14 protein-coding genes, 1 tRNA gene and 2 other annotated features are annotated in these 15,279 nt (G+C 44.9%); of the genes, 8 read left to right on the top strand and 7 right to left on the bottom strand.

Annotated features, from left to right (window positions below):
* Window positions 1-3 precede the first annotated feature (3 nt).
* On the bottom strand, window positions 4-843 hold the full coding sequence (locus IGJ05_RS06605) for a MetQ/NlpA family ABC transporter substrate-binding protein (RefSeq protein ID WP_005225386.1): 840 nt from the start codon (window positions 841-843) through the stop codon (window positions 4-6).
* A gap of 49 nt (window positions 844-892) precedes the next feature.
* Window positions 893-1,124 (bottom strand) — a binding site (T-box leader).
* 201 nt (window positions 1,125-1,325) lie between these two features.
* On the opposite strand from IGJ05_RS06605, the gene IGJ05_RS06600 reads away from it, so the two are divergent.
* On the top strand, window positions 1,326-1,931 hold the full coding sequence (locus IGJ05_RS06600; protein WP_208788218.1) for a short chain dehydrogenase: 606 nt from the start codon (window positions 1,326-1,328) through the stop codon (window positions 1,929-1,931).
* Between the two features lie 81 nt (window positions 1,932-2,012).
* Here the strand turns inward: IGJ05_RS06600 and IGJ05_RS06595 are convergent, their stop codons facing one another.
* The 4 genes from IGJ05_RS06595 to IGJ05_RS06580 form a co-directional block, all read right to left on the bottom strand.
* Window positions 2,013-2,597, bottom strand: coding sequence for an SOS response-associated peptidase (locus IGJ05_RS06595; RefSeq protein WP_005225388.1), 585 nt, complete (start codon window positions 2,595-2,597; stop codon window positions 2,013-2,015).
* A 218-nt stretch (window positions 2,598-2,815) separates the two neighbouring features.
* A complete protein-coding gene (locus IGJ05_RS06590) occupies window positions 2,816-2,962 on the bottom strand; it encodes a hypothetical protein (RefSeq protein WP_005234527.1) in 147 nt (48 codons plus the stop codon).
* Between the two features lie 464 nt (window positions 2,963-3,426).
* Window positions 3,427-5,031, bottom strand: a complete 1,605-nt coding sequence (locus IGJ05_RS06585) for an amidohydrolase (RefSeq protein ID WP_428207814.1) — start codon at window positions 5,029-5,031, stop codon at window positions 3,427-3,429.
* The gene (locus IGJ05_RS06580) at window positions 5,032-6,111 is read right to left on the bottom strand and encodes an ABC transporter substrate-binding protein (RefSeq protein WP_034868369.1); all 1,080 of its coding nucleotides are present in this window, start codon (window positions 6,109-6,111) and stop codon (window positions 5,032-5,034) included.
* A 267-nt stretch (window positions 6,112-6,378) separates the two neighbouring features.
* Between IGJ05_RS06580 and IGJ05_RS06575 the strand changes: the two genes are divergently transcribed.
* The 4 genes from IGJ05_RS06575 to IGJ05_RS06560 all read left to right on the top strand — a co-directional run bounded on the left by IGJ05_RS06575 (window position 6,379) and on the right by IGJ05_RS06560 (window position 9,647).
* Window positions 6,379-7,347: an NADP-dependent oxidoreductase gene (locus IGJ05_RS06575; protein WP_005225392.1), complete on the top strand. Its 969-nt coding sequence runs from the start codon at window positions 6,379-6,381 to the stop codon at window positions 7,345-7,347.
* Between the two features lie 14 nt (window positions 7,348-7,361).
* The gene (locus tag IGJ05_RS06570) at window positions 7,362-7,724 is read left to right on the top strand and encodes a TIGR02328 family protein (protein WP_005225393.1); all 363 of its coding nucleotides are present in this window, start codon (window positions 7,362-7,364) and stop codon (window positions 7,722-7,724) included.
* Window positions 7,725-7,876: 152 nt separating this feature from the next.
* Complete coding sequence (locus IGJ05_RS06565; RefSeq protein WP_087627089.1) at window positions 7,877-8,938, top strand: LLM class flavin-dependent oxidoreductase; 1,062 nt, start codon at window positions 7,877-7,879, stop codon at window positions 8,936-8,938.
* Window positions 8,931-9,647, top strand: a complete 717-nt coding sequence (locus IGJ05_RS06560) for an NADPH-dependent F420 reductase (protein ID WP_010747699.1) — start codon at window positions 8,931-8,933, stop codon at window positions 9,645-9,647. The genes IGJ05_RS06565 and IGJ05_RS06560 overlap by 8 nt, the downstream gene beginning before the upstream one ends.
* A gap of 236 nt (window positions 9,648-9,883) precedes the next feature.
* On the opposite strand, the gene IGJ05_RS06555 is transcribed toward IGJ05_RS06560, so the two are convergent.
* A complete protein-coding gene (locus tag IGJ05_RS06555) occupies window positions 9,884-10,336 on the bottom strand; it encodes a DIP1984 family protein (RefSeq protein WP_010747700.1) in 453 nt (150 codons plus the stop codon).
* A gap of 561 nt (window positions 10,337-10,897) precedes the next feature.
* On the opposite strand from IGJ05_RS06555, the gene IGJ05_RS06550 reads away from it, so the two are divergent.
* Window positions 10,898-12,550, top strand: a complete 1,653-nt coding sequence (locus tag IGJ05_RS06550) for a peptide ABC transporter substrate-binding protein (protein ID WP_438725104.1) — start codon at window positions 10,898-10,900, stop codon at window positions 12,548-12,550.
* 93 nt (window positions 12,551-12,643) lie between these two features.
* Here IGJ05_RS06550 and IGJ05_RS06545 read toward each other — a convergent pair.
* A tRNA-Leu gene (locus IGJ05_RS06545) sits at window positions 12,644-12,725 on the bottom strand.
* 807 nt (window positions 12,726-13,532) lie between these two features.
* Window positions 13,533-13,772: a binding site (T-box leader), on the top strand.
* A 91-nt stretch (window positions 13,773-13,863) separates the two neighbouring features.
* Between IGJ05_RS06545 and IGJ05_RS06540 the strand changes: the two genes are divergently transcribed.
* Both IGJ05_RS06540 and IGJ05_RS06535 read left to right on the top strand, forming a co-directional pair.
* Window positions 13,864-14,712, top strand: coding sequence for an SAM hydrolase/SAM-dependent halogenase family protein (locus IGJ05_RS06540; RefSeq protein WP_005225399.1), 849 nt, complete (start codon window positions 13,864-13,866; stop codon window positions 14,710-14,712).
* A complete protein-coding gene (locus tag IGJ05_RS06535; protein ID WP_005225401.1) occupies window positions 14,709-15,263 on the top strand; it encodes an ECF-type riboflavin transporter substrate-binding protein in 555 nt (184 codons plus the stop codon). The genes IGJ05_RS06540 and IGJ05_RS06535 overlap by 4 nt, the downstream gene beginning before the upstream one ends.
* The last annotated feature ends 16 nt before the right edge of the window (window positions 15,264-15,279 follow it).

Here is a 15,279-nt window from a genome sequence, read left to right as displayed (position 1 = left end):
CGGTTATTGCAATTCTTCAGGAATAAACCAATAGCCCGTTTGATTCTCTTCTGCCAGCAGTTCTTTAAAGGCTTCAGAACGATATGCTGCCACCACTGCCTGTGCCCAATCACTGTCTTGGTTGGCTTCTTTGACCGTTGCCACCAGTTCATACTCTTGCAAAATGTCTTCACTTAATAAGCTTTCCTCTGCAGCAATTCCAGCACTATAAACGATGCTGCCGGGAATCACCGCATAGTCTAAGTCTGCTAAGCTGCGGGGGATTTGCGCAGAATCCATCTCGACGATATCCAGGTTATAAGGATTGTCAGTAATGGTTCTTAACGTCGCGTCAATGGGCGCCACTTCGGGGTCAAGTTCGATCCAGCCAGCTTTTTGCAGCAGCAACAGGGCACGGGCGCTATTTGACGGATCATTGGGAATCCCGATGGTATCGTTTGCTTCAATCGCTGCTAAATTGTCCTTTCTGCCAGGATACAAGCCAGCTGGAACGGTAGGGATCGGTGTGATACCCACCAAATCGGCACCCGTATTTTCATTAAAGTTCTCTAAATAGGCGGTATGCTGATCGACGTTTAAGTCGATTTCGCCATCGTTCAGTGCAATGTCTGCTTCCAATACCCCAGTAAAGCCAATATCAGTCACGGTATAGCCTGCTTCTTCTAAAATCGGTTTGATTCCCTGAAGAAACAGTTCGCTGTAAGGTCCTGGTGTCGTACCAACTCTGATTTCTGTCTGCTGCTCTTCGGCATTTCCGGTCACTTCTTCTTGGTTGCCGCAGCCAGAAAATAAGACCAAGGACAACAGACCAATGCCCATACCTAATCGAATCCTTCGTTTCATACCTCTTCCTCCTTTTTTATAAAAAAAACCTTCCCAAAGACAATTCTTTGGGAAGGACGATCATTTCGCGGTACCACCTTCATTTGTTTTTTGTTGAAACAAAAAACCTCAGTCAGTTCATCAAATAAACTGCATTGCGCTATCGGGCTTTCTCCGTCGGGGATTGTTCGTCCACGAATGCTCAAAGGTCATCTTCGGATCGTCTTCCTTACTCGTTTCCACCAGTTCCGAGTTCTCTTGAAAGAAAGGGGGGATCGTACTCTTCTTCTCACTGCATGTGTATGAAATTAGTAGTATCTTAGAACAAGATGAGAAAGTTGTCAATTGCTTTCGTGATAGGTGATTCCAATCACTACGCAGGTAGTAGGGGAACAAATAGGTAAGGGTAAGAATAGACCAATAAGTCAGGAAAAGCAGATGAATGGTCGAAATCGCTTGGTTGGGTTAGAATCGAAGCACAAAACAAAAAAAGAGGCGAGGAAATGAAATTACTTTTGATTGGACACACCGGCACACTTGGGCAGCTTTTAGTTGAAGGCTTTCAGCAACTGCCAGAGGTGGAGCTGATCACGGCTAGCCGTAGCAGCGGCGATCATCAGGTCGAAATTGCGGATGCAGCCAGTGTCAGCCAGCTATTTGCAGCTACTGGGAAAGTGGATGCCATTGTTTCCGCTGCGGGAAGCACAGTGTTTAAACCCTTTGAGGAATTGACGCCAGCAGATATTCAACAATCAGTGGCTTCGAAGCTGCAAGGACAAGTCAACCTTGCGTTGATTGGCCAGCATTTTCTCGCTGAAGGCGGCAGTATCACACTGACTTCTGGAATTATCAAAGACGAATTTATCCCAATGGGCACGCCTTCAGCACTGGTCAACGGCGGTTTGGAAGCCTTCGTGGCATCGGCAGCTTTTGAGATCGGTCATGGGATACGAATCAATGCAGTCAGTCCCAATGCGCTTGTGGGCTCTTGGGAAACCTTCGCCGATTCTTTCAAAGGCTTTATTCCCGTTGGTGACGCACCCGTTTTTGCAGCGTATCAAAAAGCAGTCTTTGGGATCATGACTGGCAAAACCTTCACCGTTTATTAAGAAAAAGCAGAAATAGGAAAAACCGCCAAATCAAAGCTGACTTGGCGGTTTTTGTTCTGCTGAAAAAGAAGCAGCAAGCAGTTAAGAAGAGAGCAATTGGGTTTTCAGCTTGGGCATTTCTGCTTTGAGTTGTTGGCGAGCAAAAGCCAAGTCATTGATCCAAGAAGCAATCGCTTCTTTTTCTAAGAACAGAGGCATTCGATCATGGACTGGTTCAACAGAATCGTTCGCGGCAGTCGTTAGAATGATTGATTCGGTTTCGATTTGATCCTCTTTTTGAAGGATGCGATAAAAACCAGCGGCATAAATCACGTGATCTTGCGAAAAGAGAAACTTTTCCTTTTCATGATTCCATTCATAGAAACCAGACATCGGAAAGACACAGCGATGCTCTTGGAAAGGTTTGCGAAAAGTCGGTTTTTCTTCAACGGTCTCAGAACGGGCATTGATCATCAAATGCCCTTTTTTAAAGCCGGTAAAGCCCCATCTTGTCACACCAGCTACAACTTGTTGTTGTTGATTTGCACCGATGGTTACGACATGATTGGAAGGGAAAACATCATTGACAGCGACAGTCTGTTGGCGCTTGCGGGCTTTCGCCGCGGCTTCTTGATAATATTCTGACAATTCGCCAGTTGTTGGGTCAAATAAGTATCGGCCGCACATGGACGGGTCACTCCTTTTTTTGGATTGGCTGGTGCCTTTGTTTCAGTATAAAGACTCAAGGCGTCAAAACCAACTAACTTGCTTCACTTCTCGATTCAACAAGAAAAGGATCTTAAACATATGTAAAAAGTCAGGAGTATCGCTTGATTTGCTGGAAATCAGATAACAAAAAAAGGCAGTCACCTACTGAGGTTGACAGCCTTTTTTATTCTAGTTGGTTAGCCAATTTTTTTAACTCTCCCGCCGATTTTATTTGCGAAACGTTCAGCATCTTCTCTGCAAGTATAGGTCAATGCAATTGTTTTGTCCCGTGTTCTTTTTCCTTCGGCGGTTAGATAACCATGAAAGATTTTAATCGCATACAATAGATAAACACCTCCTTATCCTTGGTAATAATAACAAATTTACCGCTTACATTCAAGGGATATAGTAAAAGTTTATTTTTTGTTAGTTATTTTATTAAGAATTTATTCAAAGGTTTAAGAAACGATTGAAGGAGAAAGGGAGGGGGTGGAATAGACCAATGATTGCTGTTAAAAGGAAAAAGCTCCTGGGAAAAAGAGGCATGTTTCTGAATTTCCATCAAATAAAGAAACTGACAACTGCTTGAATTATTCTTTTGCTGCGCCAATCGAATAGACCAATCCACGCGAATCAAAATGGCCGAAAGAAAACCTATGATAAAGCATAGCTGCCAAGCAGGGAATCCATCGTAAGGGATAGGGGCAAGTACGAAAAGGGAGAGTGGTCCAAACTAAGCACCTGTTTCTGTATTTTTTGATCAAAGAAAAACACCAGACCTTGTACTTTCACAAGATCTAGTGTTTCATCAGTTACCCCAATAAACAAATCGCCCATCAAATACGGTCGCTTCAACGGTCGTTTGAAGCAATTCTTCGGCAGTCAAAGGCAAGATGTTTTGGGACAAAATACAAAGATCGGCTAAACAGCCAACTTCTAATCGCCCGATATCTTGCCGACTCAAGGCTTTAGCGGCGCCTGCGGTGTGGGCATAGAGGGCATCGGCGATGGAGATTTTTTCTTGGGGCATCAATCCGCCTGCTGGCTGGCCGTTTTTTTCCTGCCGAGCAACCGCATAATACAGCGAGTCTAAAGGAGTCACGTCGATCACGACTGGCGTATCAGTCCCAAAAGCCAAGGTTGCGCCTTGTTCTAGAAAGGACTGAAAAGGAAACATTTGACTGGCACGTTGAGGTCCTACTTCTTCATCGAGGGTCTCATAACCGACTAATAAATGGCTAGGCTGTACGGAGAGTACCAGTTGTTCTTGGCGAACTAGTGGCAGATCAGCGTCATCCATCACTTCCAAGTGTTCCAAGGTATTGGCTTTGCCTTTAGAAAGCGGGTGAGCAGCAGCACTTTCTTGATAAAAGAGGAGTGCTTGTCGAATCGCTTCATCACCGATGGTATGGATGCGCATCGGCCAGTCTTGCTGGTTGGCTTGTAAAATAAAGCGGCGCATCCGTTGAACATCGATCAACGGCATCCCGACATCACCAGCAAAATACGGTGTTTCATATTCCGCTTTTAAAAAAGCCGTGTGCGTACTCGTCACGCCATCAAAAAATTGTTTGACACCGCCCATTTGTACTTTTTCGGAGCGATAAGTACGGTAAGTTTCTTTCAGTTGCGTGATGTCTTCTCGCATGGCTGGATAAAAGACAGTGCGCAAGGTCGCTTCTGCTTCTGTTTGCCGATAAAGAGTGGGGTAAACCAAATCGTCCCAGCTTTCTCCTGTCAAGGCAACATCACCGATCGTCGTAATGCCGTATTGATTGAGCTGCTTCATATAGGTCAGAAAGGCAGCAGGGCTTTGTGCTTGGAATGACTGTAAGACCTTTGCTAAATAATGAATGGCGATCGCTTCTAAAAAGCAGCCGCTTAATTGTCCGCTGTTTTCGTCAAGCAGTGCCTCCCCGCTGATCCCTGCTGGTAAGTTCTCAGGTGTGATCCCTAAAGCAGCGATCCCTTGGCTATTCAACCAAATACTGTGGGCATCACCGGAAATCAGCATGACAGGCGTGTCGGCACAATAGTTGTCGATCGAGTCTTTCGTCGGGTAGACTTGCTGACCAAAATCACTGCTGAACCAGCCGATGCCGATTTTCCATCCATGGGTGATGGGCAAGGCGGGCACTTGCTGGGCAACGGCTTCTTCTGTCACTCCCGTAAGATGGGTCAGTGCCCCTTGATGGAGTAATGCGGAAAGATAAAAATGAACATGAGCATCAATAAAGCCTGGGATGATCATTTGTTCTTTGAGATCAATGACCTGGGTGTCTTCAGCAAGTGTTGGCAGCGCTGAAAGAGGACCCACAGCCGTGATTTTCTGGTCTTCTATCAGGAGAAAGCCCGCAAAAGTCGTTTTTGTTTTGGTATCAAAGATGTGTTCAGATTTTAGTAATAGTGACAATTATAATCCCAACTTCCATTCAAGGAAAAAATCGTTGTAAAGCTCAACTGCTTCTTTTCCTAAGTATTCATAATGTTCCATTTGTTCCATCGCACTTGGCTCAGGGTAGAAAGCCTTGTCAGCAGTAAGTTCTACTGGCAGCATAGCTTTGGCCGTTTCACTCGGCGTGGCGTAGCCCACGTATTCGGCATTTTGTGCGGCATTTTCTGGTCGCAGCATAAAATTGATGAAGGCGTAGGCTCCCTCAAGATTGCCAACGGTTTTCGGGATCGCAAAATTGTCTGTCCAAATCGCACCGCCGTCATTGGGAACGATATAGGTGACGGCAGGATTTTCCGCCATCACATAAGCGGCATCGCCCGAATATCCGATTCCTAAAGGGGCATCGTTGTTGATCATCAAGGTTTTGATCTCGTCGGTCAAAACTGCTTTGACATTGGGACGGATACTTTCCAGCTTCTTCAAGGCTTTGGCGACTTTGGTCGGGTCTTTTTCATTTTGGGAAAGACCGAGCGTCTGTAACGCGATTCCTAAGGTTTCGCGAGCACCATCCACCATCAATACATCATTTTTAAATGCAGGGTCCCATAAATCACTCCAGCCATGGATCGAAGAAACATCAACTTCTTCAGTATTTGCCATGATTCCGATCGTGCCCCAAAAATAGGGGATTGAGTAGGTATTGTCAGGATCAAAGGCTTGATCCATCAAAAAAGGCGACAGATCTTCCGTTCCCGTCAATTTCTGATGGTCTAAAGGCACTAACAGTCCTTCTTCGATCATTTTCGGAATGATCGATTCGCTAGGGAAAACCAAATCATAGCGCGAGCCGCCTTGTTTGATTTTCGTTTCCATCGCTTCGTTGGAGTCAAATGTATTATAAATCACTGAGTAACCAGTCTCAGTTTCGAATGTTTTGATCAATTCGGGGTCAATATATTCGCCCCAATTGTAAATAATCACTGTATTTTTGTCGGACGAAGTTGCTGCCCCCGATTCTTTCGTTAACACCGAAGCACCTAAAAACAGCAACGCGGTGATGCCGATCACACCGCCAAAAAATACCCACAACCTTTTCAATTCATCAATTCCTTCTTTCTCTACAATTTCGTATTTCTTGAGTAGCGTAATTGATTTTTAAAGAAAAGGCAATAAAAAAATGAAGAAAAAATAAACCCATTTCTTTCAAGGCTTTGAAGGAGGAACGGCTAGGTGGCTGGGGCAGTTTCCAAACATATCATTTGTCAAATTCCCTCCTTTTGCCTAAGCTAGGGAAGTGAGAAATCAAGGGATGGAAAAACAGGAACCTCTCTTTGATGAAGAATGAATGTAAGGAGTGAAGCATCAATGGAAACACGTGCTGTCGTTATTGAAGCCTATGGTGGAAAAGACCAATTAAAAGAAGCAACGGTCCAATTACCAGAATTAAAAGCAAATCAATTATTAGTCAAAGTTGCCGCAACGTCCATCAACCCGATCGATTGGAAATTAAGAGAAGGCTATTTAAAACAAATGTTTCCGTGGGACTTCCCAATTATTTTAGGCTGGGATGTCGCAGGGGATATCGTAGAAATAGGTGCTGACGTGACAGAGTTCAAAGTTGGTGATGCAATCTATGCCCGCCCTGAAACGACTCGTTTTGGGACGTATGCTGATTACGCCATCGTGGATGCTGAGTTAGCAGCGATCAAACCAGAAAACCAAAACTACGCAGAAGCAGCTGCAGTGCCATTAGCTGGTTTGACTGCTTACCAAGCGTTGTTTGAACACGGTCGTTTAAAAGAAGGGGAAAAAGTCTTGATCCATGCCGGAGCAGGCGGAGTTGGTACCTATGCGATCCAACTAGCAAAAGCAGCTGGCGCTTACGTCATCACGACGGCTAGTCCTCGTAACCATGAGTTATTACAAAAACTTGGTGCCGATGAGATCATCGATTACCACACGACAGATTTTGAAGAAGTCTTGCAAGACATCGATTTGGTCTTTGATACGATGGGGGGCGACACCCAGAAGAAAAGTTTCACTGTCTTAAAACCTAAGGGCCGTCTGATCTCGATTTTGAGTATTGAAGACGAAGACTTGGCAAAAGAAAAAGACATCTTCGCCAAAGCAGTTTGGTTACGAACCAACGGCAAACAATTGGCAGAATTGACAGAGCTGATCGAAGCAGAAAAAGTCAGCAGTATCATCGGTGCAACCTTCCCATTGACAGCACAAGGAATTTACGATGCCCACGCATTGAGTGAGACACACCATGCAGTCGGCAAGATCGTTGTTGAAAACCAAGACAATTTCATCAGCCAAGACGCAGAATAAAGGAGGCTGAACCGATGCGCTTATGGCATGAAGCACTGATACCTGCTTTGCCTCGGCAGCAGCTGTTAGGCCAGCATCGTGAAGCAGCAGCCTTGCGGGGGCTAGGCTGGGGTAAAAAGCACGCAACCGTCGATTACGTTTTTACCCATCCGCCCTATAAATTGTTTCAATACCATCAGTTAGTGCTGGATGAAATGACCCGTCGAGGCTATCGGCCAGCACCTGAATGGTACGATCCAGCGTATCGTGGCAAAAATCTGCCGCTGGAACCATCCGTTCAAGCCGTCCCTTTGACTAAGCCGATCTATCCAGAACATGATGAAGCATACTTGGAAGAATGCTTAGTGAATCTCCATAGTAAAGGGATCTATCTTTAAAGACCAAACACTTTCCTGAATTTTTGTTCGGGAAAGTGTTTTTTTGCTTTAAAATCGACAACTTACAAAAAGTAAGCATATTGTTCGCAACTTTTTTTGTTCCTTGTTATAGTGAGAACAGAGAATCAGTAATGAGAAATGAGGAAAAGAAAATGACCATCAATCACAGAAATCTTGAATTTGGGTTAGATACTTTTGGCGATCTAGCCTTTGATGATACAACGAAAGAACGGATCAGTTACAGCGAATCGTTGCGCAATATCGTGGCAGAAGGAAAATTAGCCGATGAAGTCGGCATCGATGTCATTGCCTTAGGGGAGCACCATCGGGAAGAGTATTCGATCTCAAGTCCTGATACGGTACTAGCGGCTTTAGCGATGGTTACCAAAACCATCAAATTAGGTACCGGTGTAACTGTCTTGAGTTCGGATGATCCCGTGCGGGTCTACGAACGGTTTGCGACCGTTGACGCGTTGTCGAACGGTCGTGCACAAATCATGCTGGGACGAGGATCTTTTACTGAATCATTCCCTCTATTCGGCTATGACTTGCAAGATTATGAAGAACTATTTGAAGAAAAAACAGCGATGTTTAGTGAACTGAGAAAAGGCAAACCATTAACTTGGGAAGGCAAGTTCACGCAATCCTTAAAAAATGCCGACGTTTTTCCAAAAATCGAGGGACACCAATTAGATACCTATGTAGGTGTCGGTGGAACCCCTGAATCGATCATTCGTGCCGTCCGTTATGGGTTTCCCGTTATGTTAGCGATCATCGGTGGCGAGCCTGCTCGTTTTGCGCCCTATGTTGATCTGTATAAAAAGGCAGCGCAGCAATTGGGGCAACCGATTTTGCCAATCGGCATGCACTCCCATGGTGTGATCGCCGACACCGACGAAGAAGCCTATGAAATCGGCTGGAACTACATCAAAAAGAGCATGGACAAAATCGGTCTTGATCGCGGCTGGCCAGCCATGAGCAAAGAGCGCTTTGACTTTGAAGTCGAACATGGATCTTACTATGTAGGCAGTCCAGAAACCGTGGCGCAAAAAATCGCCCGTATGATGCCGCAAGTCGGTGTAGAACGCTTTGATCTGGTTTACGGTACTGGCGGACAGCTGCAAAAAGACCGTTTCAAAACGATTGAATTGTATGGAACCAAAGTGATTCCACGGGTGAAAGAATTGTTGGCAGCAGGTGATAGCAATGCCTAAAACCATCGGTATTTTAGGCGCAGGCAAGTTAGGCTTAGCACTCGCAAATCTTGGTGCCCAGGCGGGCTATCGGGTCTTGATCGCCAGTACGAAGCCAGCAGAAAAAATCGCCTTGTCCGTTTCTGTGTTGGCTCCGGGAGCGATCGCAAAAAATGCCGTTGAGGTGATGACAGAAGCCCAAACGATCCTTTTGGCAATCCCATTGAGTAAGTACCAACAGCTGCCAGCAGAAGCTTTGGCTGGCAAGCTAGTGATCGATGCCATGAATTATTGGTGGGAAGTCGATGGCAAAGAAACAGAATACTCATCCATCGAGCAGACTTCTTCGGAACGTGTGCAACGCTATTTTTCCCAAAGTAAAGTAGTCAAAGGATTCAATCATATGGGGTACCACGATATCCAAGAGGAATCCTTGCTGACGAGAACGGCTGCTCAAGGAACTGCCAAAAAAGCCATCGCCATTGCTGGTGATGACCAAACCGCCCTCGATCAGATAGCAGAAATCGTTGCTGCCTTCGGCTTTGATCCCTTTCCTATCGGTGCTTTAGCTAATGGCATCATGTTAGAACCCGGCAGTCCTTTCTTTGGTGCCAATCAAACCAAAGAGGGATTGACGGCATTGATGAAGGCGTTTTGGAGCAGTGAGAAAGGGCAAGCGTTTCTGGCGCGTCCTTCCGCTGTGAGTAACAAGCAGCAGGTTCCTCAGTAAAAGAGCCGGCTCCACGTACGGCTGGATACGATAAAAACAACCCTCTTCTCAAAAAAAGAAGAGGGTTTTTCCCATCCAGTCAAATCAGCACGTGGTCGCTAAAAAATACAATGTGATTGTTACGATTGTGATTCGTAAGCAGTGGTTGTTACGTTTACGTCTCTGCCAGACGTTCCATAGTGTACATATTAGCCTGTACCTGCTTTGTGCTCGCCTTTGACACCCACCCATGTTTGTTAAAGATCGACTAGCCAGTTGGTTTGTTGGATCTTTCCATCTAATTCTCGCAGCTGTTTGGCGGTCGTATTCAATTGCTCCGTTAGCGTTTTTGTATCGATCGTGCGCACCAGTCGAATTTCGTTGCGACCCATTCGGGGAGCTGCTTTGGTTTCATCCAGTGCTTGCGTAAGCAGTGCATGCTTGCGGCGCAGCTGTTCTCGCTGTTCTAGTGCTTCCATCAGCAATAACGCACTATCTGCTAAAGAGGCAGTCGCATTTTTCCGATTGATGGCTACGACTAATTCTGAATACTGTTGATTGATCTCATCGTATTCCTTGAACAATTCTGTGATACTACGATCCAAGGTATCGCCTTCTTGGACTAACACACTGCTAGAGATTTCGTTGCGCAATTGAAACAGACGATTGTTCAAATCTCGTCTTAAAAGTAACGCTTCTGCTAATTTCATTTTGGCACACTCCTTTTTACAAATGAGAAGGCTTATCTAGTTCTTATCCTAGAGAAGAACGTGACGAAAGGCAAGCAAGACGCAAAACAAGCTCTGATAGAAAAATCATAAAAAACTGAATATTCGCAATTCTTGTTGACTTCCAAAAACACCAATAGTATACTTTAAAACAATCATGAAATAGACAAAAAAACGTCATTTACCTGTTTTTTAGATAAAAAGAAAGACGATGAAGAGAAGAGTAGCTTTGGAATCTGTTAGAAGAGAACCCGGATGGTGAGAAAGGGCAGCAGAAAAAAAGTGAAGATGAGCTCTGAGTGATCTGATTTGTTCACGCAAATCAGACGGAAAGCAGCCGTTACCGTGCCAAGTATCTTAGCGTACTGTTGAGGTGCCATTTGTGAGAATGGTGCGAAAAAGGGTGGTAACACGAAAATCTCGTCCCTTTGTTTGTCAAAGTTGATAAGCAAAGGGATGAGGTTTTTTCTTTTTATCGTTGAATGCGTTTTTTGCTGTCATGAAAAACACTTGCGTTGGTTGCGCAATCACATAGGAGGAAGAATGAAAATGATCTGGAAGAAGCGTTTATTGGTTGCAGCAGGAGTGATTGGGTTGACCCTTTCTGGCTGCACGACAACAGGAAATACCGAGGGATCAGAGGCTGAAACTAACGGTGCGCCGAATCAAGCGATTGCGGTGAGTCTACCAGCTGAGCTGACGACTCTCGATACGACCCAAACGACGGATAAAGCAACGTTTACCATCGTACAACATTTATTCGAAGGGCTCTACCGTTTCGATGAAAACAGTGAACCAGTTCCAGGCTTGGCAGAAGGAGTCGAAATCAGTGAAGATGGCAAAACCTATACCTTTACTTTGCGAGATGATGCGAAGTGGAGCAATGGCGAAGCGATCACTTCGGCTGACTTTGCTTATGCGTGGAAAAAGTTAGTTGATCCAGCAACGATGGGACCAAACGCCTATTTGTTGGATAATGTAGTCAATAGTAAAGACATTCGTGAAGGCAATGCAGACGTAGAAACGATTGGTCTGGAAACCCCAGATGACGCGACCTTTATCGTACAGTTGGAGCAGCCGCAGCCTTCGTTTTTATCCTTGATTTCCATCGGCTGGTTGGCACCGCAAAATCAAGCCTTTGTTGAAGAAAAAGGCGAGACCTATGCCCGGACAAGTGAAGATTTGTTGTATTCTGGTCCCTTTGCTTTAACCGATTGGCAACAGACAGGAGACGAGTGGACGCTAGTGAAAAACGACCAATACTACGATGCTGATGTCATTCAATTGGAGGAAATCAAAGGCTCCACCATCAAAGAAGAAAATACGGGGATCCAATTGTTTGAAAGCGGCGACCTTGATTTGCAAAAAATCAGCGGGATCTACGTCCAACAATACGGGGACAATGAAGAACTAGTTACGCAAAACGATGTGGCGAACTTTTTCTTAGACTTCAATAAAACCGCCAAGGATGCCTTAGCAAATGTTCATGTGCGTAAAGCAATCGCGTTGGCGATCGACAAAGAAAGTCTCGTGGATAATGTGTTGAACGATGGAGCGAAAGTTTTAAATGGATTGATCCCTACTGGCTTAGCTGCGAATCCAAATACTGGCGAAGATTTTCGAGCATATAGCGGTGATTATAATCTGTATGATTTAGAGGCTGCCAAGGAAGAGTGGGAAAAAGCCCAAGCGGAAATTGGTGAAAGTACGACGCTGCGTTTATTAGTGACAGATGATGACAATGGTCAAAAAATCGGGGAGTACTTGCAAAGCCAACTGCAAGAAAACTTGCCAGGCTTGTCGATCTCCATCAACAAACAGCCACGTGCCAGCTTAAATCAATCAAGAGCAAATAGTGATTATGAGCTTTCCGTTTCTGGCTGGATCGCTGGAAGCAGTGACATGGATATGTTCTTTATCTTATACAAAAACGGCGCTTCCTTTAATTACGGCGGCTATGTCAATGAAAAATATACGGCGTTGACGGAAGATGCGCGCACCGTTCATGCCAATGACCCCGATCAATATTTTGAAGATTACAAAGCGGCAGAAGAAATTTTGTTGGAACAAGATGCTGCGCAAGTCCCTCTTTACCAAAGTGCTTCAAATTATTTGATCAAATCAAATGTTAAAGACATCCAATTCCCAGCTTATGGTGCGCATTTCTTTTTCCGCACCGCCTATGTTAGTGAATAAGGGGAAAAATAGTTGAATGAAACGCGCATGTTTATTCGATGAACATGCGCGTTTTGCAACAAAAAAAGCAGTTCAGAAAGCTGAACTGCTAAATGCGGAAGATGGGAGTTGAACCCACACGAGATAAACTCACACGCGCCTGAAGCGTGCGCGTCTGCCATTCCGCCACTTCCGCATAAGATAAAGATAATCCTTTCTAGGAAGAAAATCAAGTCCAATCTCACAAAAAGGAGCCCGCCAGCGGGGACTGGCGGGAAGGAGTAAAAATGAAAAAGTGTTAGGGTTGTTCGTTGGTATGCATTTATAATAGCGGGAAAATGTGAAAAAAAGTTGACGAATCAAACAGAATTCCGAGAAGAAATCGCCAAGAAAAAGTGAAACCATTTAGAACAGTCAGAAGGCAAAAAGGAGCCCGCCAGCGGGGACTGGCGGGAAGGAGTAAAAATGAAAAAGTGTTAGGGTTGTTTGTTGGTATGCATTTATAATAGCGGGAAAATGTGAAAAAAAGTTGACGAATCAAACAGAATTCTGAGAAGAAATCGCCAAGAAAAAGTGAAACCATCTAGAACAGTCAGAAGGCAAAAAGGAGCCCGCCAGCGGGGACTGGCGGGAAGGAGTAAAAATGAAAAAGTGTTAGGGTTGTTTGTTGGTATGTATTTATAATAGCGGGAAAATGTGAAAAAAAGTTGACGAATCAAACAGAATTCTGAGAAGAAATCGCCAAGAAAAAGTGAAACCATCTAAAACGGTCAGAAGGCAAAAAGGAGCCCGCCAGCGGGGACTGGCGGGAAGGAGTAAAAATGAAAAAGTGTTAGGGTTGTTTGTTGGTATACAGGTATCATACCGAGAAAATATGAAGAATTTTCGAGTGAAATTTAGAAATTGCGTGAATCTTTTGACAAATTATGGCTTCTGTTTGAATTTTTTCTTAAAAGAGAATTGACAAAAGGCACAAGCTTTGATAATTTTAATGAAACAAAATGCAAACGCGATGAAAAAGAAAGTAGAATCACGGGCGTTGTCTAGCAGAGAGTTCCAGCAGGTGAGAAGGAACGACAACAAATGATTTGAAAATGACTTTGGAGCGGATTTTCTGACTAATTAGGAAAATACGGTTGCCCCGTTAACAAGCGACAGTCTCCGAGTGTTTTCGGGTACTGAATGAGGTGAGGCCTGTGAAGGTTTTACAGATTAAGGTGGTACCGCAGGTGATGCCCTTAGCTTTGGCTAAGGGCTTTTTTTGTGTCTGTAGGGTCAGCTGTTTCATGCGAAGGTTTTGTTGAAAAGGAGAAAGGTTGTTGGGAGGAGAGAAAATGCACAAATTAGTGGTTCAAACCGATTTTGGTTTGCAAGATGGAGCGGTCAATGCGATGTACGGGGTAGCCTATCAAGTGGCACCAGAGCTGGTCATTGCGGATTTGACTCATGAGATCGAGCCATACAACATTCATGACGCCAGCTATCGCCTGCTACAAAGCGTCACCTATTGGCCAGCAGGAACCGTCTTTGTTTCAGTGGTCGATCCTGGCGTAGGGTCTGATCGACGAAGTGTGGTTGCCAAGCTGGCGACCGGGCAGTTGGTTTTGACACCAGATAACGGCACCCTGACCTATTTAGCGACTTATATCGGAATCGCTGAACTTCGGGTGATCAATGAGGCAACTGAGCGCTTGGCAGGATCAGCCGAAAGCCATACGTTTCATGGTCGGGATGTTTATATGTATAATGCCGCTCGGCTCGCCAGCGGCGCCATCAGCTTTGAAGAGCTAGGAACACCTGAACCTAAAGAAGCGATCCAAGTTTTTGCCATTGAAAAGCCAAGCCAAACAGCTGAAACGATCACAGGGACGATCGATATTCTCGATATCCGCTTTGGTTCGTTGTGGACGAATATTCCCCACACGTTCTTTAAGCAATGGCAGGTCCAATACAATGAGTCGCTGCTCGTCAGTATCTACTACCAAGATACCCTGCGTTATCAAGAAGAAGTGCGTTTCGGACGCTCCTTTGCGCAAGTGGCAGAACAAGAACCCGTCTTATATGTCAATTCCTTGCTGAATATCGGTTTAGGGCTCAACTTGGCTTCATTTGCTGAAACCTATAAAATAGGGACTGGCACGAATTGGAAAATTACCCTTAAAAAAAGGAGAAATGAAAAATGAATCAATCAAAATTTACAGTAAAACACATTGTTGCAATCGGTATCGGTGCTGCGGTCTTTTTCGTCTTAAAACGTTTCGTCACGATTCCGACGGGTTTCCCAAATACAGATATCGCCACAGCCTATCCTTTCTTGGCGCTATTAGGCGTTGTCTACGGTCCGATCGTGGCTGGTTTAGCAGGTTTTATCGGTCATGCTCTAGGAGATTTAACGACTTATGGTCCATGGTGGTCTTGGATCGCCGCCTCTGGGATCTTAGGGGTGTTCTTTGGACTTTTGACTCGTTGGATTCCAATCCAGCAAGGAACCTTTGGCGCTAAAGAAATTCGGACCTTCTTGATCGGTGAAACGATCGCAAATTTGGTCGTCTGGGTGATCATTGCCCCGATCGGGGATATTTTGATCTATGGCGAACCAGCGAACAAAGTCTTTACGCAAGGAGTCATTGCGGGATTGACCAATGCAGTCGTAACTGGGATAATCGGAGTGATCCTGCTAAAAGCCTATGCCCAAACCAAAACCAAAAAAGGCAGCTTGAGTAAGGAATCCTAACCAAAGAAATGTGTGA

The organism is Enterococcus sp. AZ167, assembly GCF_051714025.1.
GTDB lineage: Bacteria > Bacillota > Bacilli > Lactobacillales > Enterococcaceae > Enterococcus_D > Enterococcus_D casseliflavus.
Note: the sequence above shows the minus strand (reverse complement) of the source record. Positions and strands in the feature narration are given on the sequence as shown.